The organism is Klebsiella sp. LTGPAF-6F, assembly GCF_001753185.1.
GTDB classification, from domain to species: Bacteria; Pseudomonadota; Gammaproteobacteria; order Enterobacterales; family Enterobacteriaceae; genus Klebsiella; species Klebsiella michiganensis.
Genome location: NZ_CP017450.1, coordinates 2,793,431 through 2,819,125, shown reverse-complemented (window position 1 = coordinate 2,819,125; position 25,695 = coordinate 2,793,431). Strand labels below are relative to the sequence as shown.

At 56.3% G+C, this 25,695-nt stretch carries 20 protein-coding genes and 2 pseudogenes; 11 read left to right on the top strand and 11 right to left on the bottom strand.

Features of this window, described 5'->3' with window-relative positions; genetic code table 11:
• Positions 1 to 64: 64 nt before the first annotated feature.
• From BJF97_RS13215 to BJF97_RS13175, 9 genes and pseudogenes are all read left to right on the top strand, one after another.
• On the top strand, positions 65 to 409 hold the full coding sequence (locus BJF97_RS13215) for a DUF1294 domain-containing protein (RefSeq protein WP_032693677.1): 345 nt from the start codon (positions 65 to 67) through the stop codon (positions 407 to 409).
• A 101-nt stretch (positions 410 to 510) separates the two neighbouring features.
• Positions 511 to 1,237, top strand: a pseudogene (locus BJF97_RS13210) (MerR family transcriptional regulator).
• A gap of 243 nt (positions 1,238 to 1,480) precedes the next feature.
• Complete coding sequence (locus tag BJF97_RS13205) at positions 1,481 to 1,915, top strand: nuclear transport factor 2 family protein (protein WP_014838295.1); 435 nt, start codon at positions 1,481 to 1,483, stop codon at positions 1,913 to 1,915.
• Positions 1,912 to 2,631: an SDR family NAD(P)-dependent oxidoreductase gene (locus BJF97_RS13200; protein ID WP_004850270.1), complete on the top strand. Its 720-nt coding sequence runs from the start codon at positions 1,912 to 1,914 to the stop codon at positions 2,629 to 2,631. The genes BJF97_RS13205 and BJF97_RS13200 overlap by 4 nt, the downstream gene beginning before the upstream one ends.
• Complete coding sequence (locus BJF97_RS13195) at positions 2,628 to 3,887, top strand: NAD(P)/FAD-dependent oxidoreductase (RefSeq protein ID WP_032693665.1); 1,260 nt, start codon at positions 2,628 to 2,630, stop codon at positions 3,885 to 3,887. The genes BJF97_RS13200 and BJF97_RS13195 overlap by 4 nt, the downstream gene beginning before the upstream one ends.
• 1 nt (position 3,888) lies before the next feature.
• Positions 3,889 to 4,611: a DUF1365 domain-containing protein gene (locus tag BJF97_RS13190; RefSeq protein ID WP_032693664.1), complete on the top strand. Its 723-nt coding sequence runs from the start codon at positions 3,889 to 3,891 to the stop codon at positions 4,609 to 4,611.
• On the top strand, positions 4,608 to 5,831 hold the full coding sequence (locus BJF97_RS13185) for an SAM-dependent methyltransferase (protein ID WP_014838292.1): 1,224 nt from the start codon (positions 4,608 to 4,610) through the stop codon (positions 5,829 to 5,831). Before BJF97_RS13190 ends, BJF97_RS13185 begins: the two co-directional genes overlap by 4 nt.
• On the top strand, positions 5,828 to 6,361 hold the full coding sequence (locus BJF97_RS13180) for a DUF3833 domain-containing protein (RefSeq protein WP_032693663.1): 534 nt from the start codon (positions 5,828 to 5,830) through the stop codon (positions 6,359 to 6,361). Before BJF97_RS13185 ends, BJF97_RS13180 begins: the two co-directional genes overlap by 4 nt.
• 14 nt (positions 6,362 to 6,375) lie before the next feature.
• The gene (locus tag BJF97_RS13175) at positions 6,376 to 7,335 is read left to right on the top strand and encodes a YbgA family protein (RefSeq protein ID WP_032693662.1); all 960 of its coding nucleotides are present in this window, start codon (positions 6,376 to 6,378) and stop codon (positions 7,333 to 7,335) included.
• A gap of 63 nt (positions 7,336 to 7,398) precedes the next feature.
• Here BJF97_RS13175 and BJF97_RS13170 read toward each other — a convergent pair whose 3' ends face one another.
• Positions 7,399 to 8,781, bottom strand: a complete 1,383-nt coding sequence (locus BJF97_RS13170) for a carbohydrate porin (protein WP_014229092.1) — start codon at positions 8,779 to 8,781, stop codon at positions 7,399 to 7,401.
• Between the two features lie 896 nt (positions 8,782 to 9,677).
• Between BJF97_RS13170 and BJF97_RS13165 the strand changes: the two genes are divergently transcribed.
• Positions 9,678 to 11,117 (top strand): MFS transporter, encoded by a 1,440-nt coding sequence (locus BJF97_RS13165; RefSeq protein ID WP_038423198.1) that lies wholly within the window; start codon positions 9,678 to 9,680, stop codon positions 11,115 to 11,117.
• A 54-nt stretch (positions 11,118 to 11,171) separates the two neighbouring features.
• Complete coding sequence (locus BJF97_RS13160; protein ID WP_014229090.1) at positions 11,172 to 12,851, top strand: glycoside hydrolase family 43 protein; 1,680 nt, start codon at positions 11,172 to 11,174, stop codon at positions 12,849 to 12,851.
• A gap of 161 nt (positions 12,852 to 13,012) precedes the next feature.
• Here the strand turns inward: BJF97_RS13160 and BJF97_RS13155 are convergent, their stop codons facing one another.
• The 10 genes and pseudogenes from BJF97_RS13155 to BJF97_RS13110 all read right to left on the bottom strand — a co-directional run bounded on the left by BJF97_RS13155 (position 13,013) and on the right by BJF97_RS13110 (position 25,575).
• Positions 13,013 to 14,347 carry a VasL domain-containing protein gene (locus BJF97_RS13155; RefSeq protein ID WP_032694511.1) on the bottom strand — a complete coding sequence of 445 codons (1,335 nt, stop codon included), beginning with the start codon at positions 14,345 to 14,347 and terminating at the stop codon, positions 13,013 to 13,015.
• A gap of 23 nt (positions 14,348 to 14,370) precedes the next feature.
• A complete protein-coding gene (gene tssE / locus BJF97_RS13150; protein WP_032694510.1) occupies positions 14,371 to 14,826 on the bottom strand; it encodes a type VI secretion system baseplate subunit TssE in 456 nt (151 codons plus the stop codon).
• A gap of 1 nt (position 14,827) precedes the next feature.
• Positions 14,828 to 15,367: a type VI secretion system lipoprotein TssJ gene (tssJ, locus tag BJF97_RS13145; RefSeq protein ID WP_032694509.1), complete on the bottom strand. Its 540-nt coding sequence runs from the start codon at positions 15,365 to 15,367 to the stop codon at positions 14,828 to 14,830.
• Positions 15,345 to 16,430 (bottom strand): type VI secretion system baseplate subunit TssG, encoded by a 1,086-nt coding sequence (gene tssG, locus BJF97_RS13140; protein ID WP_032694508.1) that lies wholly within the window; start codon positions 16,428 to 16,430, stop codon positions 15,345 to 15,347. Before tssG ends, tssJ begins: the two co-directional genes overlap by 23 nt.
• Positions 16,394 to 18,151, bottom strand: a complete 1,758-nt coding sequence (gene tssF / locus BJF97_RS13135; protein ID WP_032694507.1) for a type VI secretion system baseplate subunit TssF — start codon at positions 18,149 to 18,151, stop codon at positions 16,394 to 16,396. The genes tssG and tssF overlap by 37 nt, the downstream gene beginning before the upstream one ends.
• Before the next feature lie 18 nt (positions 18,152 to 18,169).
• Positions 18,170 to 18,442: pseudogene (locus tag BJF97_RS13130) on the bottom strand (PAAR domain-containing protein); the annotation flags it as partial.
• 95 nt (positions 18,443 to 18,537) lie between these two features.
• Positions 18,538 to 21,906 carry an ImcF-related family protein gene (locus tag BJF97_RS13125; protein ID WP_032694506.1) on the bottom strand — a complete coding sequence of 1,123 codons (3,369 nt, stop codon included), beginning with the start codon at positions 21,904 to 21,906 and terminating at the stop codon, positions 18,538 to 18,540.
• A gap of 6 nt (positions 21,907 to 21,912) precedes the next feature.
• Positions 21,913 to 23,346 (bottom strand): hypothetical protein, encoded by a 1,434-nt coding sequence (locus BJF97_RS13120; RefSeq protein WP_032694505.1) that lies wholly within the window; start codon positions 23,344 to 23,346, stop codon positions 21,913 to 21,915.
• Positions 23,346 to 23,606, bottom strand: a complete 261-nt coding sequence (locus BJF97_RS13115) for a PAAR domain-containing protein (RefSeq protein WP_014229081.1) — start codon at positions 23,604 to 23,606, stop codon at positions 23,346 to 23,348. The genes BJF97_RS13120 and BJF97_RS13115 overlap by 1 nt, the downstream gene beginning before the upstream one ends.
• Position 23,607: 1 nt before the next feature.
• Positions 23,608 to 25,575 (bottom strand): T6SS effector phospholipase Tle3 domain-containing protein, encoded by a 1,968-nt coding sequence (locus BJF97_RS13110; protein ID WP_032694504.1) that lies wholly within the window; start codon positions 25,573 to 25,575, stop codon positions 23,608 to 23,610.
• Between the last annotated feature and the right edge of the window lie 120 nt (positions 25,576 to 25,695).

Sequence of the window (25,695 nt, the reverse complement as noted above, 5' to 3'; positions counted from 1 at the left end):
CTCGCCGCGGGTAATGCGTATAATGCGGCTTCGATACACGCTGAAAATAACCGCGGCTCATATGATAAATCTCAATCGATGTTGTTATTTGCTCCTGATTTTCGCAGCGGTCGGCAGCATTTTTACCGCCTGGCCCTTTGCTACCTGGCTCCTGCTGGTCAACGCGCTGACCCTGGCGCTCTACGGCGTGGATAAAATGGCGGCGCGCAGGGCCTGGCGCAGAGTACCGGAAGCCACATTGCTGGCGTTCGGGGTGCTGGGCGGCTGGGCTGGCGCGATAGCCGGCCAACAGCTGTTCCGCCACAAAACGCAAAAGCAGCCGTTCAGAACCCGATTCATCATCAGCACGATCGTCAGCCTCTCAGGGATGGTGGCGATTTATTTGTTCTCTCCTTTTTCTTTTCACTAAGTTCCGGCAGAGGCTACAGTTTGCAAACGCGTGGAATGCACTCAACCCGCCGCTATTCGTAGTATATTATTGAGAGTATTGTTGATTATCAGGTGTACCTTATGACCTACTCCATCGGAGAATTTGCGCAGCTTTGCGGCATAAACGCGACGACGCTCCGCGCCTGGCAGCGTCGCTACGGCCTGCTTAAACCACAGCGTACCGATGGCGGCCATCGCCTGTATAACGATGACGATATCCAGCAGGCGCTTAAAATCCTCGACTGGGTAAAAAAAGGGGTACCTGTCAGCCAGGTAAAGCCCCTGCTGGCGCGCCCTGGCGCACGGCGGACGAATAACTGGATCACCTTGCAGGAGAGCATGCTCCAGCGGCTTAAAGAGGGGAAAATCGAATCCCTGCGCCAGCTGATTTACGACGCCGGTCGTGAATCCCCCCGCCCCGAGCTGGTCACCGAAGTGCTGCGCCCGCTGCGTAGCCAGGTTTCCGCCAACGTACCCGCCATCATGACGCTGCGCGAAATCCTCGACGGCATCATTATCGCCTACACCTCTTTTTGCCTCGAAGGGGACAAAAAGGCGCCCGGCGATAACTATCTGATCACCGGCTGGCACCTGACGGACGCCTGCGAAATCTGGCTCGAAGCGCTCAAACGCACCGGTCAGGGCCACCGCATCGACATCCTTCCCTCTCCCCCCCGCGACCCTGGCGCCGGAGATCCTGCCGGATCGCAAATGGCTGCTGGTGACGACCGGTAAACTCTCTGCAGCCCGCCAGAAACAGGTTGAACGCTGGCAGCAGGTTGTCTCTCTGGAGATTGTTGCGCTGTAATTGCGTGCGCCACCGCTCCGTGGCGCAACGAGCAGGTCCCTCAGAATTGCCCCTCTTCTTTTTTCGCACAAGCCCGCTGACTCTTCTTTTCTCTCCAACCCCCCACAAAAGCATGCTTCAGAGACACGTTATTAACCAACTGATAATCAATGAAAATAAAAAATATTTTAGTCCAAACTTGGACAAATAATATTAATTGTGTAAGTTTTAACTATGCCATATTGTTTACTCAGGAAGTGACCTATGAGTCCCTCGTCGTCCGCCATCAGTCGTTTTAGCGCGTACTACGCCGCGCTGGATACCCAGCCGCCTTCGGCGCTGGCCGCGCTGTACCACACGAATGCGGTGCTGATCGATCCTTTTGGCCAACACCAGGGGCTGTCCGCGATCCAGGATTATCTTTCGCACCTGCTGGCCAACGTCGATCATTGCCGTTTCACCCTCGATGCCCCACTCTGCGAAGGTCAACGTTTTGCCGTCGCCTGGACCATGCACTGGTCGCATCCGCGACTTGCCGGGGGGAAGGCGCTACAGCTTGCGGGCTGCTCGGTGGTCACCGTTGAAGACGAACGAATTATTCACCAGCGTGACTACTACGACGCCGGGGAGATGCTGTACGAACACCTTCCCCTGCTGGGATGGGCGGTGCGCGGCGCTAAACGGAGGGTGCGGTCATGATGACGGTGCTCATCACCGGCGCCAGCTCCGGCATTGGCGCCGGGCTCGCCAGGTCCTTCGCTGCGGACGGCCACCGGGTTATCGCCTGCGGCCGCGATCCGTCGCGTCTGTCGGCGCTACAGCAGCACAGTCCCCACATCAGCGTCCGCTCTTTCGATATGACGGACAGGGATGCCTGTCGCCAGACGCTCGCTGATTGCCGCGCCGATCTGATCATTCTCTGCGCCGGGACCTGCGAATATCTCGATCACGGAACGGTGGATGCCGGGCTGGTTGAAAGGGTCATCACCACTAATTTTCTCGGGCCGGTGAACTGCCTGGCGGCGCTTCAATCGCAGCTGTCAGCCGGGAATCGCGTGGTGCTGGTGAGCTCGATGGCGCACTGGCTACCCTTTCCTCGGGCCGAAGCCTATGGCGCCTCGAAAGCGGCGCTGACCTGGTTTGCCAACAGTCTGCGCCTGGACTGGGAGCCAAGAGGGATCGCCGTCACGGTCGTTTCGCCGGGGTTTGTTGACACTCCGCTGACGCGTAAAAACGATTTTTCTATGCCCGGCCAGGTGAGCGTGGAGCAGGCGGTTAAAGCGATTCGCCGCGGCCTGGCGAAAGGGCACGATCGTATCGCCTTCCCGACGGGCTTTTGCCTGCTTCTGCGCCTGCTGGCCGGGCTTCCTGAAGGACTTCAGCGCAGGCTATTGCGCAGGATGGTGCGCCCATGAAAATCGCGATTATTGGCAGTGGCATTGCCGGGCTGACCTGCGCCTGGCGCCTTGCCGGGCAACACGAAGTGACCCTGTTCGAAGCGGCGTCCACGCCGGGGGGGCATACCGCCACGGTGGATATCGCCACGCCGCAGGGTACCTGGGCCATCGATACCGGATTCATCGTGTATAACGATCGCACCTATCCGCGCTTTATGGGCCTGCTTAACGAGCTTGGGCTGAGCGGTCAAAAAACGCAGATGAGCTTTTCGGTCCACAATCCGCAAAGCGGGCTGGAGTATAACGGCCACAGCCTGAGCTCGCTTTTCGCCCAGCGGCGCAATCTGCTAAAGCCGGCCTTCTGGGGGTTGCTGACGGAGATCGTCCGCTTTAATCGCCTGGCGAAGCAGGCTCTGGCGGGAGCGTTCGACCCGGGCGCCACGCTGCAGACCTTCCTTGAGCGGCACCGTTTTAGCCCCTTTTTCGCACGCCACTATATCCTGCCGATGGGGGCCGCTATCTGGTCTTCGTCGCTGCAGGAGATGCGCCGCTTCCCGCTGGCGCTGTTCTTGCGCTTCTTTGATAATCACGGCCTGCTGGATATCCGCCAGCGCCCGCAGTGGTACGTGGTGCCCGGCGGCTCGCGCGAATACGTGCGCGCCCTGCTTGCCCGGTCCGGCGATCGCCTGCGCCTGCGCCTCAATGCGCCGGTGCAGAACGTGATCCGTCATCAGGATAGCGTCACGCTCCAGCTGGCATCGGGGGAGCAGCACTTCGATCAGGCGATCTTCGCCTGCCACTCTGCCGAAGCGCTGGCCATGCTGGCGGACCCGACGCTCGCCGAACGCGAAATACTGGGGGATATCGGCTGGCAGCGAAACGAGGTGGTCCTGCACAGCGATCCCCGCTGGCTGCCGGTGCGCAAGCGCGCCTGGGCCTGCTGGAACTATCGCCTGAGCGAACAGGATCAGGCCAGCGCCTGCGTCACCTATAACATGAATATTCTCCAGGGCCTGCCTGCCGACGCCCCGCTGTTCTGCGTCACCCTCAATCCGCCAGCGCCGGTGGACCCGCGCTTCGTCTGGAAGCGTATGGTCTATGAACACCCGCTATTTAATCCCCAAAGCTGGTCCGCCCAGATGCGGCGCGAGGAGATTAACGGCCGCCAGCGAAGCTGGTTCTGCGGCGCGTACTGGTACAACGGTTTTCATGAAGATGGCGTGCGCAGCGCCCTCGATGTGGTCAACGGCATCATCGCGGCGGAGAACCTCTGACATGAACAGCTGCCTCTATCAGGGCGTATTACGCCACCGCCGTCTTCAGCCGAAAGCGCACCACTTTCGCTATCGCATCTTTATGGCCTGGCTCGATCTGGATGAGCTGGATCGGCTCGGCGAAGCGGGTATCCGCCGCAATCGCTTTGCTGCCGCCTCTTTTTACGATGCGGATTATCCGCTGGGCACGCCGCTGAAAGCGCAGGTTCTGAACCGGCTGGAAAGCCTGACCGGCGCGCGCCCGGATGGCCGCGTCATGCTGCTGACCCAACTGCGCTACCTGGGCTTTCATTTTAACCCGGTCAACTTTTACTACTGCTACGACGGCGCCGGTACCCTGCGCTGGGTGCTGGCCGAAGTGCGCAACACGCCGTGGAATGAGCGCCATTACTACGCGGTAGACGGTCAACGGGCGCGTCCGCTGGCGAAAGCCTTTCACGTCTCGCCGTTTAACCCGATGGATATGGTCTACCTCTGGCGCTTTAACAGTCCCGGTAAAACGCTGCACATGCATATCGAGAACCATCAGGCCGCGAAAGTCTTCGACGCCACGCTGGCCCTGAGCCGCGCGCCTTTAACGCGGGCCAGCCTGCGCGAGCTGCTGCTGCGCATTCCGCTGATGACGCTGAAAACCGTCCTCGCGATCTACTGGCAGGCGCTGCGGCTATGGCTCAAGCGCGTGCCGCTGTACAACCATCCTGTCAGCAGGAGTGAACGCTCATGACCGATCCTGTCTTTGCGCTTGAACCCGATATCCCGCGCAACGTGCGTATCGCGCGCTGGTTGCTCTTTCGTCTGTTGAGCGGCATTCGCGAAGGGGCGCTCACCGTACGCGAAGGGGCGCAGACCTTTCATTTTGGCGACCCCGCCGCCGCGCTGCGCGCCGAGGTGCACGTGCTCTCCTCGGGCGTCTACCGGCGTTTACTGACCGGAGGCAGCCTCGCCGCCGCGGAGGCCTGGATGGACGGCGAATGGGAGAGCCAGCAGTTGACGCCGCTGCTGCAGATCCTGGCGCGTAACGGCCAGGTACTGGGGCGGCTGGAGCGCGGCTTCCGGCTGCTGGGCAAGCCCGTCGAGCGGCTGCGCCACTGGACGCGCCGCAACTCGCGCGCGCAGGCGAAGGCAAATATCGCCGCCCATTACGATCTGGGCAACGACTTTTACGCCCACTTCCTTGACGACGAGCTGCTTTACTCCAGCGCGCTGTTTACCGACGACGGCCAGGATCTCACCCAGGCCCAGCGGGCCAAAATGGCGCGCCTTTGCGAGCGTCTGGCGCTTACGCCCGGCGATCATCTCCTGGAGATTGGCACCGGCTGGGGGGCGATGGCCGAATACGCCGCCCGCCACTACGGCTGCCGGGTCACCACCACCACCCTGTCGCAGGAACAGTTCCAGTGGGCCAACGCGCGAATTGCCCGCGCCGGGCTGCAGGATCGCGTCGAGGTACTGCTCTGCGATTACCGCGATCTGACCGGCCAGTACGACAAGCTGCTGTCGGTGGAGATGATTGAAGCCGTGGGGCAACGCTATCTGCCGGCTTTCTTTCGCACCTGCCAGGCGCGGCTGCGCCCGGGCGGCAGAATGGCGATCCAGGCAATTACCATCCAGGATCAGCGCTATCGCGGCTACAGCAAAAACGTGGATTTTATTCAGCGCTACATCTTCCCCGGCGGATTTTTGCCCAGCATCACGGCGATGAACGAGCTGATGACGCGGCACACCGATTTTGTGGTGCGCGATCTGTTCGATATGGGGCCGGACTACGCCCGCACCCTGGCCCACTGGCGGCAGCGATTTATCCACGCCTGGCAGGATATTGAGAAGCTCGGCTTTGACGATCGCTTCCGCCGCATGTGGCTCTACTACTTCGGCTACTGCGAAGCCGGGTTTAACGCCCGCACCATCAGCGTTGTGCAGCTTACCGCGGAGCGAACATCATGAAACGCATTCTGACCCTTGGCCTCGCGCTGCTGATGCTGGCGCTGGCGGGCTGCAGCGCCGAAGTGGCCGACTACCGGCAGCAGCAGCCGGCGCTGGACATTTTCCACTACTTTCAGGGCAAAACGGAAGCCTGGGGGATGGTTCAGGATCGCAACGGCAAACAGCTGCGCCGCTTCCATGTCGCCATTGACGGCGACGTTGTTGGCGACACGCTGACGCTCCACGAACGCTTTATTTACGATGATGGCGAAAAGCAGCAGCGGGTATGGCGCATTCGCCGCACCGGCGACCACCGTTATGAAGGCACCGCGGGCGACATTGCCGGCGTGGCGACCGGCCAGGCGGCGGGCAACGCTTTTCACTGGCGCTACAGCATGAACGTGACGGCCAGCGGTAGCACCTGGCTCCTGCACTTCGACGACTGGATGTTCCTGCAGGACGACGCGCATCTGTTCAACAAAACCGAGATGGAGAAATTCGGCATTACCGTCGCCATCGTGACCCTTTTCTTCACCCGAACCGCACAATAAAAGAGGACTACGCCATGAACACACAACCCGTCATTGGGATCAGCGGATGTTTGACCGGTTCTGCCGTACGATTCGACGGCGGGCATAAGCGCATGGGCTTCGTGATGGACGAGCTGGCGCAGTGGGTGGCGTTTAAACCCGTCTGCCCGGAGATGGCTATCGGCCTCCCCGTCCCGCGCCCGGCGCTGCGGCTGGTGCAAACGACCGAAGGGGAAATCCGCATGCGCTTCACGCATGCACCGCACGACGACGTGACGGAGAAGATGGCCGATTTCGCCAGCGCCCACCTCTCGACCCTGGGCGCACTATCGGGATTTATCGTCTGCGCCAAATCGCCCAGCTGCGGCATGGAACGCGTGCGGCTGTACGATGAAAAGGGCAATCGCGGGCGAAAAGAAGGCACAGGGTTGTTTACCGCCGCGCTGATGGAGAAATATCCGTGGCTGCCGGTGGAAGAAGATGGCCGCCTGCACGATCCGGTGCTGCGTGAAAATTTTGTCGAACGGGTCTTCGCCCTGCACGAGCTTAACTGTCTGCACAAAAATGGCCTGACGCGCCGCGCGCTGCTGGATTTCCATAGCCGCTATAAACTGCAGCTGCTGGCCCACCATCAGGCGGGATACCGCGAGATTGGCCCATTCGTTGCCTCGCTCCACGAATGGCAGGATCTGGAGGCTTTCTTTGCGATCTACCGCGAAAAACTGATGACGATCCTGAAACAGCCCGCCTCGCGTAAAAACCACACCAACGTGCTGATGCATATTCAGGGCTACTTTCGTAACCAGCTAAACAGCCGCCAGCGCGGCGAGCTGCGGGAGGTGATCCTTAACTATCGCTCCGGGCTGCTGCCTATTCTTGCGCCGTTAACGCTGCTTAAGCACTATCTGGCCGAATACCCGGATCGCTATCTGCAGGCGCAGAACTACTTTGATCCCTACCCGCAGGACCTGGCCCTCCGCCTGACGGTGCATTGAGATAGCTGAACGCGCGAAGAGGCTGGCGCACGCCAGCCTCTTCGTTGTTGGATCCATTGGCTTCTAGAACCACGCCTCAAACATACCGCCAAGGTTTAACGAATCCAGCTGCTCGTCTTTGGTGCCGTTAACCTTCGCGGTGCGCTTGTTATCCACCTGGCCGCCGGTCACGTAGAAGCGCAGCATCGGGCGGAACTCCGGCCCCATACCGATGGCGATATTCTGCGACAGCGTCAGCTTCCAGCCGTGGTTATCGCCGCCCTGGTCGTAATCGACGCGCTGGTAGCCCGCTTCCAGCCAGGTGGAGTGCACATCGTTCCAGAAGTACATCGGACGGACAATGGCGCCGTAGTTTTTACGGTTATCGGTGTTGTCCTTGCCGTTGTCATAGTCGTGGAAGGCCAGCAGATATTCGATCTGCGCCTGCCGGGTAAATTTATGCAGCCCTTCAAAGCTGGCGTAAATCGCGGTCAGGTCATCGGTTTTGTTGTAGACGCTGTTATCCGAGTTATCGGAGTAGCGCAGGATCACTTTATTGACGCCGCTGTCGTTGGTGTGGCTCAGCACCAGCCCGCCCTGCCAGGCGTCGAGACGTTCGTCGCTGTCCACCGCTTTCGAATCGAAACCGTAGTTGGCGTACACCTCAACGTCGATCGGCCCGGCCTTGATGTTGTGGGTTTTGGTGGTCAGGGCGTAGTGGCCGTTATCGCCGGTACCGGAGCCGCCGGTACAGGTGATGCGCGACGGGTTGGCCTCGTCCGCCATCACTTCCGGGCTACAGGACTCCACCTGCGACACTCCCGCCACGTCAAACTGCACGCCGCCGATATCAAAGTTCTTCACCCCGGCGCCCTGGCCGTCGTGGTTCATCCAGAAGTAGTCGTTGATCCCCTGCTGCGGGCGCTGATGGAAGTCGCGGCCGGCCCAGATATAGGCGTTGGGGTTAGACTCGAGCACGTTGGTGACGCCGACGTAGGCTTTTTTCAGGTTAACTTCATCGCTCCAGTGGTCAAACATGACGTTGATATCCCAGATAGCGCCTTTACTGCTCCTGAAGGCTTTGGTTATCTGGAATTCGCCGCCGTTGCCTTCGTTGCCTAAACGGCCGATCGCCGAGGCGCCGTTATAGGAGCCATCGACGCCGACAAACTTCTGATCGCCGGTCTGGAACTGCGCGCCGTAGCGGGCGTAGCCGCTGAACTTCAGGCCGAAGGGGATCGCCATATCCGGCGTGGCCGCGGTGGTCTGCGGGTTGGTGATAACATCCACTTTTTTATCAGCCGCGGCGTCGATTTTCGCCTGGCGTTCGGCCAGGGCTTTATCGACGGCTTTCGCCACAATGGCGTCGATCTGTTCCTGAGTGAACTCTTGGGCGACTGCAGAGGTAAATGGGAAAAGCGCGGCGATAACCGCCATGGGTAATGGAAGTTTTTTTATCATTGTCATAATTATCTCAATATAGGTTAATTTTATTCAGATAATAACAATCCCATTCTGGGCAATCAGAATATGTCGCTATCATAAGAACGATTTAATTTTTATTTTGTACGTCAACAGAGGCTTTACACTATTAGGGCTATCCGATCTCCATAGTTATTGTTTAAGTATTAGCGCAGCCCGGGTGAATTATCACTTTGGATAGTTCCCCCGGCCAGCAGTGAATTCGTTGAATGCGCTGGGGCATACGCCGAAATTAACGCCGTGGTTTAAAACGATGGCGACGTCCTCCCTACTCACAGCATCACGTTTTGCCCCCCAGACGCTGGGTAGCGTTCAGGGCGCTAACGCTTTGCCCTGCATCCCCGGGACACAGGGTCCGGCCGCCGCCAGCCGCCGCCCCGGCACCGTCGCATGGATGAGTCAAACCGTTGGCAGCGCCCCGCTCAGCACAAGATGGCATGATGAATCCCATAATTTATGAAGCGAAAAATTAACAACTGTGACACATCCTGTATTCTCCTGGCCGGTTGCTCAATTACGTTATTTCACTCCGTGATTAAGAAAATGCTCAAACGTGAGCCATCTCGCAAATATTCGCGCCATTTACTCAGCGCGCGGATAACCCTGTAGAGTACATTTCCTGGAGTGGCCAGAGTAAAAAAAACAATAAAACAAAATGCCGGTTTTGCGGCGTTTTAAATCTACCGGGGTATAGCTTGTAAAGCGTTAATCAACAAGTGAAATGGAGGGTCTGGAGGAGGCTTTGCTTCGATGATCACAGAAGTAAAAAAACATAATAAATTAATTTAAAAACGTAATAGATTCTTCGAGATCATTTATGTCAGAAATTGTTACACATCCACACAACACACCGGAGTCTGCTCAGAATGAGTAAAAACATAATGCAAAGCCGCCATGATGAATATCATAAATTAACGCGTGGAGAACGTATTGGTTATGGTATGGGCGACTTCGCTCAAAACCTGGTTTTTGGCACAATAGGCGGCTTTCTGGCTCTTCACATGCTGACGGTTAATACCATCAGCACGGCAACGGCAGGGTTTATATTTCTTTTTGTCCGAATCATCAATGTCTTTTGGGATCCGATGGTCGGCACGTATGTTGACAAAAGAACGTCAAAAGCAGGTAAATATCGCCCCTGGCTGTTAAGAGCCGGCGTACCGCTGGTGATCCTTTCCGCTTTACTTTTTGCTCCCATTCCTGGGGTCAGAGGTTCGGTACCTTTTGCCTTCATCGTTTATTTGGCTCTGGATTTAGTTTATTCCGTAGTGAATATTCCTTATGGTTCGCTTAATGCGTCCCTGACCCGGGATCCGGAATCGATTGATAAACTCACCAGTACCCGAATGATGCTGGCCAATAGCGCCAATCTTCTTGTTTATACCCTGTTCCCGATGTTTGTACAGATGGCTTCACCAAAAGATCGCAGCCTTAAGGACACCGGTTTTTTCGGCATTGAGCTCAATCTGGGAAACTATACCGATCCATCAGCCAACTACGCCTGGTTCGGCGTCTACTCCGTGTATATGCTCATCGGCGCGGTGGCGCTTTTCATCTGCTATAAATTTACGAAAGAACGCGTTGTCGCGACGGCAGAACAGACCGCCAACGTCAAAACGACCGATCTGTTCCTTGAACTCAAACATAACCGCCCGCTGGTTATTCTCGGGCTGTTTTTCATGCTGGCCTTCACGTTCATGTTTTTCATGAACACGGTTAACGGCTTTTTCAATCAGTACGTTGTCGGTCATTCAGAATGGATGGGCGCCGTAGGCCTTGTCGCCTCCATACCGGGCATCGCATTCCCTATTTTTTGGCCCAAACTCAAGAAAATTTTTGGTAAAAAAGGCTTCTTCCATATTTTTCTGGCCATGTTTATTGTCGGCGAGCTACTGACTTACGTCTGGTCACGCGAGGGCATGCACGATGCGCTTTGGCTTGCTTACATCGCCACCTTCATTAAACAATGGGGCTTAACGTCCGCGACCGGCTTTATGTGGGCGCTGGTTCCTGAAGTGATTGCGTATGGCGAATTAAAATCCGGCAAGCGAAATGCGGCGATCATTAATGCGATTATGGGCCTCTTTTTCAAAATCGGCTTTACCATCGGCGGCGCGATTCCCCTGTGGTTACTGGCCGTTTATGGCTTTAATGAAACCGGCGCCCGGCAAAGCGCCAGCGCTATCGACGGGATCATTATGACCGCGGTGTGGATCCCTATCGCGTTAGCCATCATATCGATGATCATCATGCAGGTTTATCCCATCTCTGACAAAAACGTGACCGATATTAACCGTCAGCTTGATGAAGTCCGCGTGTAGTTAAAAATATAAATTAAATGCATTTGGAACATTTAAATAAAAAGGTGTAATGATATGTCACTTATTCAAAACCCTATTTTACGTGGGTTTAATGCCGACCCCAGTATTATCCGTGTCGAGGACACCTACTATATCGCCAACTCTACGTTTGAGTGGTTCCCTGGCGTTCGTTTACATGAGTCAAAAGACCTGGAGCACTGGAATCTTCTCCCTTCGCCCCTGTCAACCACCACCCTGCTGGATATGAAAGGCAATCCTTCATCAGGCGGCATTTGGGCGCCGGCGCTCTCTTATGCCGACGGTCAATTCTGGCTAGTGTATACCGACGTCAAAGTCACCGAAGGCGCCTTTAAAGACATGACAAACTATCTGACCACCGCAGCCGATATCCGTGGCCCGTGGTCAGATCCCATTAAGCTTAACGGCGTAGGTTTTGATGCTTCTCTCTTCCACGACGATGATGGCCGGAAATATATCGTGCAGCAAACCTGGGACCATCGCGAATATCACCATCCCTTTGACGGCATCACGTTAACTGAACTGGATACAAAAACCCTGAAATTAATGCCAGAGACCGCGCGTACCCTTTATCGGGGGACCGCCGTTGGGCTCGTTGAAGGGCCGCATCTCTATAAACTGAACGGATATTATTATCTTTTTGCCGCCCAGGGGGGCACCGTATTTACGCACCAGGAAGTGGTTGCGCGTTCTAAAACCTTAGACGCCAACAGCTTTGAAACGGAGCCAGGTGAGGTCTTCTTAACCAACGTCGATACGCCAGACAGCTACATCCAAAAGCAAGGGCACGGCGCGTTGGTTTCCACCCCCGGCGGCGAATGGTACTACGCCTCGCTCTGCGCGCGTCCGTGGAATCGCCCGGGTGAGTCAGTCTACGATCCTCGCGGCTGGTCAACGCTGGGCAGAGAAACGGCTATCCAGAAGGTGTACTGGGATGAAGGCGGCTGGCCGCGTATTGAAGGCGGTCACGGCGGAAAGACGTTTGTCGAAGGCCCGAAAGATGCCATTGATACCGAAAGTCCGGAAGACCGTAGCCAGCACGACGAATTTACAACGGCGACACTCGATGGTAACTGGAACACCCTGCGGGTGCCGTTTACAGAAAAAATGGGTACCACCGGCGATGGCAAGTTAACGTTAATTGGCCAGGGATCTTTAGCGAATACCCATGACCTGTCGCTGATTGCCCGACGCTGGCAAGCCTTTTATTTTGATGCGAAAGTTAAAGTTAAATTTAATCCATTTAACTACCAGCAAATGGCCGGATTAACGAATTACTATAACGATCGTCACTGGAGTTTTGTGTTCATTACCTGGAATGAAATTAACGGTAAGGTCATTGAAATAGGTGAGAATAACCGAGGGCGGTATACATCATATTTAAAAGATGAAGCCATCAAGGTCCCGGAGCACGTTGAATATGTCTGGTTCCGGACGAAAGTCAGGAAGGAAACGTATAGCTATGAATATAGCTTTGATGGGGTTGAGTTCACTGAAATCCCTGTGAAGCTAGATGCTGCGATCCTTTCGGATGATTATGTCCTGCAAAGCTATGGCGGATTCTTTACCGGAGCGTTTGTTGGCCTTGCGGCAGTCGACTACTCCGGTTATGGCGCCCGCGCTGAGTTTTATCATTTCGATTATCAGGAGCTTGGCGACACGTTAATCGCCAGGGACGCGTATAGCTGGGAAGCCAGTGAATTACGGCGTTATTAGATAGCCCTGTCTGGGGAGATTAAACGCTGAAAGGAGGCACCGGCGCGACAGGCGCGCCGGTGCCGGGTGTGGCAGGGTTGTTGCATCTGGCCAGCGACCGGCCGTTCCGATAGCGAAAGTCATGCTTCAAGCTGATAACCCGTGCGGGTGCTATTGCAGGGTTATTCCGCCGTTTTTTGTTTTAGCGCAGCATAGCGGGCAATCAGTTGTTGCAGATGCTGCTCCGTCTGGTTCTGCTGCGCCGCAGACCCTGGCTGATTGCGCGGCTGTGCGGAGAGTTGTCGCAGCTGCTCTTCCGCCGGAACGGTACGGCTGAACGACTGCGTTATGGCAAACACCGCTGACTTCAGCTCACTCACCGTGATATACCGCCCCTTCTGTTCATCCAGTGCGTTAAGCCGGTTCGTCAACTGCTGTAGCTGCGTCATTCCCTGGTGCCAGCCGCTGAGATTCTCCACGGGAAGCGCGGCGGCGCTGACCTGCTGTTGCCATTGCCGCGCCAGCGGTTTCGCCTGTTCTGGCCATAGCGTCAGCGCCTGCTGCGCCAGATGAGTACCATAACTCAAAGCCCAGTCCGGTTTTAGCTGTAAAAGCTGCGCCAGCTGCTGCTGAGTCTGTTTTATCCCCGGCTCCGCCGAGGGGGATTGTTGTCGTAGCGTCTGTAACTGCTCAGCGGAAAGCACCGTAGGCAATGGAGAGAACCGGGCGGGAAACCGCATCTGCCCCGAATCGGACGGGTGCGTTGCCCGCCATCCTCCCGCCGCGGCCCCGGCCAGCGCCAGCATAGTCAGCATCCCGGCGACAAACGGCTTCCAGGGCTTCGCGGGCGCCGGGAATGCCGTCACAACGTCAGCATTCGGCCGCGATGCCGGTTCGGCGACATAGACCCATTTCACCTGCGCGGTCGGTTCAGGGAGGCTGGAAGGGGCAGGATCAGGCGCGGCCGCTTGCGGCGCGGTCTCCTCTTTATTTTCGCTGCTCTCCAGCCGCACCGCCGCGTTGTGCAGCAGGATAGACAGGGCATCAAGCTGGCCGGCATGTTTGAGTTCCAGACGCTGCAGTACGTCATCCAGCGCCGTCAGATGCGCTTCTGCCTGGTAAAGCTGGCTCAGGTCGATATCGGTCAGCGACAGCGTGCGCATCGCCTGCTGCAGCCGTTGACTGAGCGAACTGAGTATTTTGATTCGCGCAGTCGTCGGCTGCGGCCACATATTGCCCCACTGCCGGGAGACCAGCGCGACCAGTATCGCCAGCCCTTCATTCATGCCGTATAGCCCCGCCAGATGCATGCGGACAAGCGTATACCAGGCGGCAGTCTGTAGCTCCACGCCGTTGTGCTCAAACAGCGACAGGCAGAGTTTTTCCGCGAGCCGCCAGTTGACATCCGGGCGCGCCGGATGGGTCAGTTTGTTCATTTCATCGCGAAGGCGCGCGTAATCCGCAAGCGTACGCGGGTCGCCGCCGGTTTTCAGGCAACATTCAGAAGGGGTCGTCATGATGGTTTCAGCCAGAATAAAAACTAGATTGAGGAGCGGACTTCCAGGTACTGCTGCTGTTTGAGGTGGCGGATAAGCACCCTGCCCTCGGGCATAAATTCGGTGCCGTAGCGCACCAGGCCTACGCCCTTCAGCTCCGCGTCAATGGCGTAACGCAGCTCGCCGGGAATAGCCTGCTCGAGCAGAACCACGTCAATTTTCTTCAGCCGCGGTTCATATTTAAGCAATACGGCCGACAGGATGCCCATCAGCTCATGAGCCGTACCCGGCATCCCCTGGAGGATTTTAGTCATATCCGGCAGGCCGTAATCGGGCTGGTGCGCCAGCGTCCCGGCGCGACAGTTGAGGACGCGCTGCATATTATCCAGCACCGACAGAATAACCTGGTTTTCCTCACTGACCTGATGCAGGTCGAGTCCGCCGGTAAAGTTGCCGTACAGCATTTCATACAGCGAGGGGGCATTATGGCGTGTGGGCATCTCAGTCATCCTTCAGGGGTTTCAGCGTCAGGCGGTTATGGCTGGCTTCAATAATGCGCGGTTTGTCGGGATCGAGATCGTCGCGCCTCAGCACCAGCTTCCAGTCATTCTTCACCATATCCGGCGCCCGGAATAACCCCACCACCGCGATAAACTGCGCCTTCTCGTCCATCGGCATATCCAGGCTGACGTCAGCGCCGGGTTTTACCACCAGGCTACGGCTGGCAAGCCGTTCGTCTCCGGCGGCCTCCTCGCTTTCCGTGACCAACTGCTGATAGACCCGTTTATCGAACGTCTTGCGGTCACTGAGCTGGTAGACCCACACCATCACCGGCTGGGAGAGCGAGGTGTTCTCCCGCTCATCGGTGTTCAGTTCCGCCCGGGCGGTAACGTCCAGATGCAGGACGTTTACCTGCTTATAAAACACCGATTTCACCGCCGATGAGGTGCTGTCGCTAATTTTCTGCGTCAGGCCACAGCCTGTCAGCAGTAAAGGCATAAGAAGTAAACTCCATCGTTTAATCAAAGTGGTATGCAACACGCTGGTTTCCTTGTTGTAAAGTTGCAGACGGCATTCCGCAATAGCCGCCAGGCTCAATAGTAAAGGTGGCGGGGATATCGGGCGGGATCTCCTCTCCCTCCACGCCCAGTATCCCCGTCATGCCGAGCATAAAGGGGGTTTCGCCCAGCACCGGCGCAGGCAGTAACCGGGCAGGAACGGTCAGCTGTATACGCGCTTTATAGCGCCAGCCGAGATAGACCCGCAGCAGGACCAGAAAGTCCTGATATATCTGCCCTTCCGGTAACCACCCCTGCGCCTCGGCAATATCGTCCGTGTACAGCGCAATCAATAGCTGGCTGCTGACCTCTGTCGTTTCGTCGCCCAGCACGTTATAGCCATCGAGCAGAAAATCGTCATTGCCGTAAAAACCCAGTGGATTGTTGATGAAAAACGTGCGCGGGCAGTGCGGCGTGACGGTGGTCCGCGTGCGGGGAGCCAGCAGACGTACCAGCGCCTGAATCCCCTCTTCGGTACGCGCAGGCAGGCGCATGATGCCGAGCAGCGCCAGAAAACGCGATATCGGGGTGGCGATATGCTTATCGGTACCCGGCATTCCCAGACCGATAAGGCCCAGCAGGCTCTGCGAGGTGCTGTCCCTGCCCCCCGCTTCAAACGTCGCCGGGTAGGAATATTTTCGCCAGATGCGGTAAAACTGCGTCAGAATGCGGTGGTTAAAGATATCGAGAAACGCCTCCTGCGCTTCGTGCCCTTCCCGCTGCTGGGCGATCTCGTCGAGCCACGCGGTGGGCAGCGGCGAGTCGACGCCGTAGAGCCCCATAAACGTCGTGCGCACCGTCGGCGGCGCATCCGGATGGTCTTCATCATATTCCACCGTTTTCAGCTCGCTGACCGGGAAGCCCATTCCCGGATGCGGGCGAAACCGTACCGGATCGTCCGCCGGATTCAGGGTGCTGCCCAACGGCGATGCGCCCGGACGACGCTTTTCCAGTAACTGGCAGAAGCGGTAGAAGTTGATACGATAGATTTCCCGCTCAAGCCGGGGGCTTAGCCGGGAATGCGGCGGTTGTGGTTCTCCTGCCATTCGAGGCGCTCTCCCCCAGGTTGTAGTATCAGAATCAGATGGTTGAACAGGTGAATATCGGTATACAGCGCGAAGAAGCGGTTCAGCATCTCGCCGAACAGGCAGATATCGCCGTGCCCGGCGAAGCCGCTGCTGTCGAGGGTCACCTCAATCTGCACGCCGCGCAGAAAATGGCCCTGTGCAAAACGTTCCACCTCGCGATGCCTGACGTCGACAATCGCTTCCAGGCGGCGGTTCATCTCGTTATCGGTCCAGTCATAGAGGGCCAGCGCGCCGCGCAGCACGTCGGCGTTATCCATCATCCACAGGAAACTGCTGCCGAGATGGCTCAGCACCCGCCAGTGAAAACGATCGCGGTCCGGCGGGTAGCACGGCAGCGTCGGGGCGCAGAGGTTACGCACCTGAATGCGCGCGGTGGTGGATTTCACCACCGTGTCCAGCAGCGTACTCTGCAGCGCCCGGCGCGGCAGCTGGCCGTTGGTGCCGGTCAGGCTGAGCGACAGTTTTTCATTCTCCGGTACGGTGTGGTTATCAAACGCCTCGCCGCCGAGCGTCAGCCAGGTGTCGTGCAGCCCTGAAGGACCGGACTTTACCCGCGTATGGTAATAATATTCCGGCGCATCATGGCGCAGCATTCCTCCCTTGTGACGGAAGCTGGTGAACGGCACATACGTCTGGTGACCGGAGTGGCGCGAGGAGGTGACCGAATCCACGGAATAAATCTCGGTATGACCGTCCTGGACACGCATCGGGCGCAGCAGGTATTCGGTCTGTAACGAGTCCAGATGCAGCGGATCGGACTCCAGCGGAAAGAGATTAATCACCGGCGTGCAGTGCAGGCGCAGATGTTTCTCCGACAGCGCATATTCATGCGGCCACTGTCTCTCCAGCACGATATCGATTTCAAACCACGCCAGTTCTTCCGGGAAATCCACATTTTCCAGGCCGCGTAGCGTCACCGACATAAACTTTTCACGGAAGGTAAAATACTCCAGCAGCAGCTGATAACCGCTGAAACTGCCGCACTCCGGCAGCAGCGCCTCCTCCCTACTGAAACCGCAGACGGCAAAACGGGCGTCCAGCGGTCTGCGGTCAGCATCGCCGGGAAAGCGGATACCCGTTTTCGCCACCCGGAGCGTCAGCGCCTCATGCAAGGCGCAGGCCAGCGGCGCGTCGCCATTCAGGTACAGCGGGATGCGGCTTAAATCGATGCGGCTCCAGTCTGCCAGCGGGCTGCACTCAAAGCGCAGGCGGAGAAGCGAGCGCCCATCCGGTTCCGTCGAGATCCCCGCCCGGGCTAGCGACAGGGGCTGCAGGGTCAGCGGCTGCGTCGTGGTGTAATGACAGCGGGTGCGCTTTTCACCAATGGGCTGAGAAAGAATTCCAAAGCCTTTTTCAATGCGGACAGGTTCTTTCAGTTCACGCCAGTCCGCGGTGAACTCAACAATGGAGAGCGATGGAATGGTACGCAGGTAGTGTGGCCAGATCATGCTCACCAGTCCGCCGGTCAGCTCCGGCAGATCGTCGTCGAGCTTTTCGCGCAGGCGACCCATCAGAAAGGCGAAGCCTTCAAACAGGCGCTCGACATAGGGGTCGCGCGCGCCCGCTTTGTCGAGATTTAAGGCCGCCGCCCGGTCAGGATGGGCGCGGGCGAACTCTTCGCCCGCTTCACGCAGGTAACGCATTTCGGCGTCAAAATAACGCAGGGTTAAGTCGTCCATAGTTTTCGGTTATCAACTTTCGTAATTGTCATTCATCATGGAAGGGATAAACCTCGCCTGGCACGGGCAGGTACTGTGACTATCCTGCGTTCCCGCCATTTTTCGCCCGTTCACCATGTCATTCGCCATACCACCTGCGATGTAGTAAATGCCGGAATGTCTGCCGCAGGTCACTTTATCTCCCTCGCGTGCCGCCGCTTTACCCAGTATCGTCTGCGTGGCATCACCTTCAGTAATCACCCCGCCACAGGTGGTTTTATCTCCCACCACTAAATAGTTACCCGCCCCCATACAAATCACCTTTTTGTTGATTTAATGACACAATACCGCCGCCCATGCTGGATCGAGGGCTGTCAGCCCGCCCATCAGAGTATTAACAGAGGCCATTATTCACTCCCTTCCACAACGTCAGATTCATATTCATCCGTGCGGCCTGGCGCCGGGACACCGACGCTGAATATCTGCGACGGCAGACTGAAGTTTCGCAGCTTCAGCAGCGCCAGCGGTCCGTCGCCCAGTTCCGTACGCAGCAGCCACTGAAGCTGTCGCCTGTCCGGCGCGGTGACGCTCAGCCGGTACAGCCCGTCCCCCGCTTTCTGCCGCTGCATCTGCTCCAGCATCCGGATAACGCCCCACGGACCACTGTGGTTTGTATACAGACGGGTTCCCGCCGCCGTCGACGTCCAGGTCAGCATCGCCCCCGGTTTATTGATTACCCCCGGCCAGCGGAAGCTCTGCCAGTCGGCAACCTGGTTAAAATAGTGGAGTTTCTGCCCGTCAAGCGTCAGCTGTGTTTCCACCACTTCCGGCATCGCCACCCCCTGCAGTTCAAAGCTGATACCCTGGCTGCCGTCGGTAAACAGGATGTCGGACAGCTGGCTGAGCTGGTTCACCGCGTTCAGGAAGGCCGGGCTGAACGTCAACCCCTGGCTGTGGGTTCTGTCCGCCACCCAGGTGCTGCCCTCCCGGTGCAGAACGCCGCCCAGCTGCGTGCTGAGGAAACGGTCAATACGTCCGGTATCGCGGCGGATGAACGCCGCCAGCATCGGCAGCGAGGCGTCGCTCTTCGCGGCAGCAAAGGGATAACGCCCCTTAAACGCTGAATTCCAGTTCGCGACAACTGAGCGCTGCCACGCTTCGTTCAGGCTGGCCGCCGACGGCTGAAGCACCGTCTCCCAGGCCTGGGTCAGCGGCTGAACAAACATCGTCTGCCCGAAACCGCTCCACTCTTCACCGAGGCTTGCCGCCACCAGGCTGCCGTACTCCTGCGTGTCGGTCAGGTCAACGCTCCTGCCCTGGAAGACCGTCTGCGCCAGCTGCTGCATCATCGCCTGCGGGTCGGCGGCGTTTGCCACCTGCTGGAGCCTGAGGCGCACGCGGGTCAGACGCGTCAGGTAAGTCTGTAAACTGAGCGAACTGTCCGCCGCCATCACGCTCTGCGCGCTGTTTTTACCCATAAGCTGCAGCAGCGGCCCGAAGGTGCTGTCCAGCGGCCCTGCCGGTCCGGCGGCCTGCTGGTCAATCACCGGCCGGTCATCACCGCCCAGCAGGTTTTTCGCCGATTTCACCAGCGATGCGGAAATGGCCTCTTTCTGCTGCCCGGTCTGCCCCTGGTAAGCCAGGGTGTTCATCAGGGCAATCAGCGGCGACTGGCGCACGTCCCCGGCCAGCGTTAACTGGTCGGTGACGTCGGCAATATTGTGCGCCGGGTTCAGCCGGATACTGTTGAGGAAGTTCAGCCAGGCACCGGCAAAATCGGTGAAGTAGCGCGCCGTCAGGCGCTGCTTCAGCGCCTCCGGGGAGACGTCGCCGGGCAGCGTTTTACGGCTATCGCTCAGCACCCAGTCGATTTCATCGCGCCGGGACGCCACGGCGTTATCAATGGCTTCCTGAACCCCGCCCTCCCACGCCTGGCGGGTGAACATCCCCGGCACCGACTCCGGCGTGCTGAACAGGCGACCGGCGTCGGTCTGCGGCGTCATGTCCTCCAGCGTCATGTCCGCGTAGCTGCGGCGCACCCGGGTGAGCATGTTCTCATACAGCGTACTTTCCGCGTTGCGCCGGCCAATCTGCTCCAGCAGCACCTGACGTACCCGGGTGACCAGCTGCCTGTCCGGCGTGATTTTCCAGGCTGGCTGCGACGGCAGGCTCTGCATGTAAAAGGCGTGAAGGTCCGGGGCGATACTCTGCCACAGCGCCGGGGAGAGTCCCGGACGGGATGGCGCGGTGGTTGTCATCACCTGCGCGTACAGGGCAGCGTCGGCTTTGTCCGGGCGCGCCATCATCAGGTATGCTTTCAGCTGGTCGTAGCCCGCTTTAGCTGACGTGGCGCGCTGCGGGCTGCGCGGCGGCAGGTTCGCCAGGACGGTCAGTTTCTGCGTCAGCGCCTGCATGGCCGCATCGCGTATCAGGCGGTTACTGGCCCGGCCGTACCAGGGCATCAGGGCGGCAGAGAGCGGCGCATTGTGGTCCAGCCCGAAGCGCTGGTACCAGGGAGCGCCATTCGCCTGTTGCGTCTGCAGACGCCCGATATCGTTACGCAGGGCCTGCAGCGCCATCAGCTGCGGGTCGTTAACCTCGGGATGATTCACCAGCTGCTGCGCCCGCGCCGCCGCGCTGACGATATGGTGGCGGTTAACGGCAAAGGAGACCACGCTGCCCGCCCCCCACAGGGCAATCAGCGCCAGCAGGGTGACGCCCGGCGTTCGCTGCCACGGTATCCCTACCCGCACGCCCCGCGCCTGAGCGCAGTCCGCCGTCACGCCCTGCCAGACCGCCGGAGCGGACCAGCGGTGTTCATGGCCCGCGGCATTATCCTCAGGGGCCAGCGACGGGCTGAACATCAGGCCGCGCAGCGGAACACGCTTCAGGTGCTCCGTCAGCCACGGCGTCAGCAGCGTTTTCCAGTGGGATATTCCCTGTTTCTCCAGCTGCCGGCCGAAACGTAACAGGAAATCGTGCGACGGCCCGGCGCACAGCTGCTGCATTCCCCTTTCGCGCAGGGATGGCAGGATAGCGCGGAGCTGACGTTCCACCCCCGCTGGCGTGGCGCGGGCCGGGAAAAGCGCCCCTACCGTCTGGGTGACGCGCGCATCCTGCGACCAGTCGCTGTCAGTCACCTGCCACAGGTACACCGGCGGCTGCCAGCGCAGCGCCCCCCCGACCTGCTCCAGGGTGCGAAGATGGTTGTCCAGCGTACCGGCGGTGGTCTGTCTCTCATCCAGCGCCAGCACGATGCCGTCCAGCGGACGGCTGCGGCGCAGCTTACGCAGGGCGGTCAGGCGCCCGGTATCCGGCGCCGATGACAGGCTGCCGCCGTAAATCAGCACCGTGCGGAGGCCTTCAAGCCACTGTTTTTCGGCAAGGCCGGGGGCGATGGCGGCGATATGTTCGGGTTCGCCACAGACCAGCAGCAGGCGGACCTTACTGCGCCAGAAAAGGTTGTAGCGACGGCGGAGGTGCTTTTTTAGCGAAGAAAGGGAGATATCCCGTTCCTGTGTACCAGCCCCCTCGCCTGCCGGGCGACTGTACTGCGGAGTCAGCGGGGTGTCGTTTTTTTGGAAAGGGATAAGAAAAAAAATCAGCACGCTCAACAGACTGGTCAGAAAAACCGCACCCAACAGCGAAATCCAGAATACGCGTTCCTCCGTCCATTCAAAAAAAAGATGAGTTGTCTGGGCCAGAATAAACAACAGCGCCAACAAAACAACCAGGACACAGAGACCCGCTCCCAGGATGTATAAAAACCTTTTCATATTGGATTATTCCTTGCGGGCAAGTCCGGCAGTCTGAACAAAGTGGGGGCGTTGCAGAGCAGTGAGGGCGCGGCGCAGCAGGAAAACAGCACCGGGTAGAGTGACTGCCAGCGACAGTAACATACTGAGCACGCCGCACCAGGAGAACAGCCAGTCCGGAAAAAAACGGGCAACGCCCCCAAAAGCCGCCACGTTGAGCAATACGGCAAGGCAGAGTGAACCCGCCGGATAAGGCAACGGGAGTATGTTCACATCTTCATCGCAGATAACCGGCAGATTATTGCCGACGACCATTGCGCCGGCCCGTTTGTCATCCGCCTGTAGCAGCCAGTGGCTTCCCGGACCGTAATTGACCATCTCTGCTGCTGCAGCTACCATCAGCCATCCCGCCAGATGCCCGTAGTCTGCGCTGATTTTCGCAAAATCGATAATGCCACCGGCTGCGATATCAGTATGCAGGTGCAGAGGTAAATCATTAACCACCCGTCCCAGCGCCTGTGCGGACGACGTAGATAACCCGCTGTGCCAGACCAGATGTTTTACACCAGAAGGCTGCTGCGCCATATCGCGCAATTCAGCCAGCTCGCGGGGCAATGCACCAGTATTCAGCGGCATGGCGCGAAATACTCGCACTGCATCGCGCTGTTCTGACGATTTAAGCATCGCTTCAGGCAACAGCAACAACGCACAGGCAAATTCCGCTAAGGCTTCCTCCGGCTGGCGGTAATGCAGTGCCAGTACAAGCAATGGATAACGAGCAGTAGACAGGAATTTATTCCAATTATTAAAAACTGACGAATTGGATAAGGCATGAATATCTGGCATCCATGGCAATTTTTCATCTTCCCAGAGAAGGGAAAAATACTGAATTTCCTGTTTTTTATCAGGAGCAGATGTCTGTATTATCACCGTTAACGGACCTGAAGGATAGGCCTGAGAAAGTATTGTTTTAATCTGGTTTATTAATAAACGACAAAGTTGTTCAAAGCGTGAAATACCAGGAATAAAAGCTTCTTCGGGAAGCAATGTTAATAAAGATGTTTCGTCGCTGCTTTCAGACGCAACACCCGCTAGTCGAGAAAGCAATTGTGGGTCTGCGGTTAATACCACATGCCTGGTCACGCATAAATGCAGGTGTGCTTGACGCTGCCAGGCCAGGTGCATATTTCGTCGCCAGTTATTCCAGTTACGGACGCGGAAAGTCTGTATTTCCCACCATAACAAATAAAAGGTTACGGTAATTGTAACACCCACCAAAGTATATCCGGTCAGTGGTAGCCAGTAGCCGCTTGCGAGCGTTGGTAAACTACCGGAGGGTGAATGCAGTACGACCCGAACTAACGCGATAAATACACCGGCGAAAGTAATTGATAGGCATACCCAGGGCGACCAGGGTTGCGTATCTGGCCTCGCGGGAACCTCCGGTAATGACCAGCCCATCAACCTATCTCCACATCCGGCAAACTAGCGAAGATCACGGAACCACAGGCGCTCTTACAACCATGCGCCACAATTCCCCTACCGTTTTCCTCATAACTCATATCGCATTCCACTATCGGATTAGAACCGTGTTCCGGACAGGACACCGAATCATTCAGCAGTGCAACATTTTTACCTTCAATTTCAAAAGTAGATGATACAGAGACTACTTTACCTCCATGCGAGGTAGCATCGCCAAGAACAACTATTTTCTTTCCCATATCAATATCCGTATTCTTTGGTCTTCACACGAATCATTTCTTCCAATGCTGTTTCTTTGCTGATTATTTCTGGTTCAGTAACATTGTTTGGAATTCCGGTTTTTAAATATGTATCCAGTCCCTGAGTCCAGTCTGCCCGACGGCGTAGATCAGTGATAAAAGCCCTATCCCAACCCGATTCACAGTAACCAATGGGTAAATCATAAGCAACGACTCGTGCCATAAAATTTAAATTACTGGGTAAGGTACTGTGATCTGTAGGTTGTGCGACATATGAACGTATCCTGCGATCTTTTTCGTCAAACGTCTCCTTACGGGTTACTGGGGTTACGCTACCGTAAGTACCATATTCCGATTGTTTTTTGACACCAATAACGATATCCTGATCGGGATACAAATTAATGAAATTATCGTAAGTATCGTCATTCTTATAACCAGTTTTAGGATCACTCTCCCCCCAACCGTTTTTTTCCTGTGGGCCATGCTCAGCACCAACTCTTGTTTTATCGAAATCACTTAGTTCATTTTCCTTAATTGGCTCAGGGACTTCCTCGGCATTAATAAATACAGTTTGCCAGTGAGGTGGATCTGGGTACACAAAACCACTGCTCTGGTATTCATCTCCTTCATCATCCCAAAAGGGTTTACCATCTGGCAATCGACCAAATGGAGTTTTTGACTCGGGAGCTATACCACAAGGTGTATTTCTGGCAAGCATTCGCTGGAATAAATACCCCTTATGCTGGGTGATAAGTGGATGAGGATTGCCTTTTTCATCATTTGGGAAACCTTGCCACCCTATCGAACGCAGAGGGAGGGAACCCATAACTCTGTCATGTGGATTGAAATAAACATAAGTCCTCCCGTGATTATCTCTTTCCTGGATATTTCTCGTTTCATTTTTGTCAGGAGCTACAAGAGTTATATCTGGCTTCCAGTTTTTATTATCCTGTGATTGACCTACACACAACCCCTCATAGCCTAACGAAGATAAATGTGTTGATTGAAGTGCAACTTTATCAATTATTGCTGACAGAGTACTTTCTCGACCAGATGGAGAAATACATTCTTCAGGAGGCATTGAAAAGGCATTCAATTGACTATTATGAAGGGCATAAGGTGAATTCATTATAAATAGAGCATCAGGTGCTTTATTTGCCAGTGCAGTAGCAGCCATTGAAACCATAGTTCCTTGACTATGTGAAATTATGGTAACTGTATCCTTAGGATATTTCTCTCGAATAAGATCCAATAAATCAGCTAACCGCTTCGCGGCATGAGCATAATAGTTTCGTGGTGGTGCTGTGGTTAGTAAGCGATCTTTGTCTTCATTACCATATTGAACTTTTGCACCAGGTATATTGGCTAAATCTTCATTGAATCCTTTTTTACTCCAAAGTGAATGAAGATTATTCGTGCCATTTTGAAAAGGACCGCCGCCCCATATATAAGGACCTTTTTTCAAAATATCATACAATGGGACGCCATCTCGCTTCATCTGATGATAGTCATCACCCTTAATACTTACCAAAGGAATAACAAACTTATCTTCGTCACCTAATGGTGATGAATAGCCCCAATAAAATCGAATTACAGGTGACCGGCCATTGTCAGTAACTAATTTCCTTTCTACTAATGGAGACATTGGAGTTCTTTTTTCGGCGCCTTTCTCATCTAATTCTATCTTGTCATCCCCACTATATATGTTAGCCTTTAACTCAAAATTAGTGCCTTCAAGTCCAAGGCGTTTATTCAATCCTGCACATAATGCAGACTCTGCTTTTTGATACCATTCACCTGTGGAGTTAACACCATGGACAAGTATTACAAGTCCAGGCAGATGAGGTGGCACATCGCAAGCTCCACGAACCTGAACATTCTTATGCGATGGAAAAGAACACCAAGAAGGATGGCCATTATCATCATATTTAATCTCTAACTCTCTAACTGGCTCAGTCTTATATACCATACTACCTCCTGTTTTGAAAACATAGCATTATCGTATGAGACCAAATTCAGTAAATTGCAGAGCATACAAAGCAACAAACGCCACACAGATACACACAAACCAAATCAGCAATATGATACG

Bases quoted from the DNA above. Each gene is read 5' to 3' on its own strand.
- BJF97_RS13195 (WP_032693665.1), top strand. From the start codon at position 2,628: ATGAAAATCGCGATTATTGGCAGTGGCATTGCCGGGCTGACCTGCGCC.
- tssG (WP_032694508.1), bottom strand. From the start codon at position 16,430: ATGGCAGGAGAACCACAACCGCCGCATTCCCGGCTAAGCCCCCGGCTT.
- BJF97_RS13110 (WP_032694504.1), bottom strand. From the start codon at position 25,575: ATGGTATATAAGACTGAGCCAGTTAGAGAGTTAGAGATTAAATATGAT.
- BJF97_RS13200 (WP_004850270.1), top strand. From the start codon at position 1,912: ATGATGACGGTGCTCATCACCGGCGCCAGCTCCGGCATTGGCGCCGGG.
- BJF97_RS13160 (WP_014229090.1), top strand. From the start codon at position 11,172: ATGTCACTTATTCAAAACCCTATTTTACGTGGGTTTAATGCCGACCCC.
- tssE (WP_032694510.1), bottom strand. From the start codon at position 14,826: ATGCCCACACGCCATAATGCCCCCTCGCTGTATGAAATGCTGTACGGC.
- BJF97_RS13155 (WP_032694511.1), bottom strand. From the start codon at position 14,347: ATGACGACCCCTTCTGAATGTTGCCTGAAAACCGGCGGCGACCCGCGT.
- BJF97_RS13170 (WP_014229092.1), bottom strand. From the start codon at position 8,781: ATGACAATGATAAAAAAACTTCCATTACCCATGGCGGTTATCGCCGCG.
- tssF (WP_032694507.1), bottom strand. From the start codon at position 18,151: ATGGACGACTTAACCCTGCGTTATTTTGACGCCGAAATGCGTTACCTG.
- BJF97_RS13175 (WP_032693662.1), top strand. From the start codon at position 6,376: ATGAACACACAACCCGTCATTGGGATCAGCGGATGTTTGACCGGTTCT.
- BJF97_RS13120 (WP_032694505.1), bottom strand. From the start codon at position 23,346: ATGGGCTGGTCATTACCGGAGGTTCCCGCGAGGCCAGATACGCAACCC.
- BJF97_RS13165 (WP_038423198.1), top strand. From the start codon at position 9,678: ATGCAAAGCCGCCATGATGAATATCATAAATTAACGCGTGGAGAACGT.
- BJF97_RS13190 (WP_032693664.1), top strand. From the start codon at position 3,889: ATGAACAGCTGCCTCTATCAGGGCGTATTACGCCACCGCCGTCTTCAG.
- BJF97_RS13125 (WP_032694506.1), bottom strand. From the start codon at position 21,906: ATGAAAAGGTTTTTATACATCCTGGGAGCGGGTCTCTGTGTCCTGGTT.
- BJF97_RS13180 (WP_032693663.1), top strand. From the start codon at position 5,828: ATGAAACGCATTCTGACCCTTGGCCTCGCGCTGCTGATGCTGGCGCTG.
- BJF97_RS13185 (WP_014838292.1), top strand. From the start codon at position 4,608: ATGACCGATCCTGTCTTTGCGCTTGAACCCGATATCCCGCGCAACGTG.
- BJF97_RS13205 (WP_014838295.1), top strand. From the start codon at position 1,481: ATGAGTCCCTCGTCGTCCGCCATCAGTCGTTTTAGCGCGTACTACGCC.
- BJF97_RS13115 (WP_014229081.1), bottom strand. From the start codon at position 23,606: ATGGGAAAGAAAATAGTTGTTCTTGGCGATGCTACCTCGCATGGAGGT.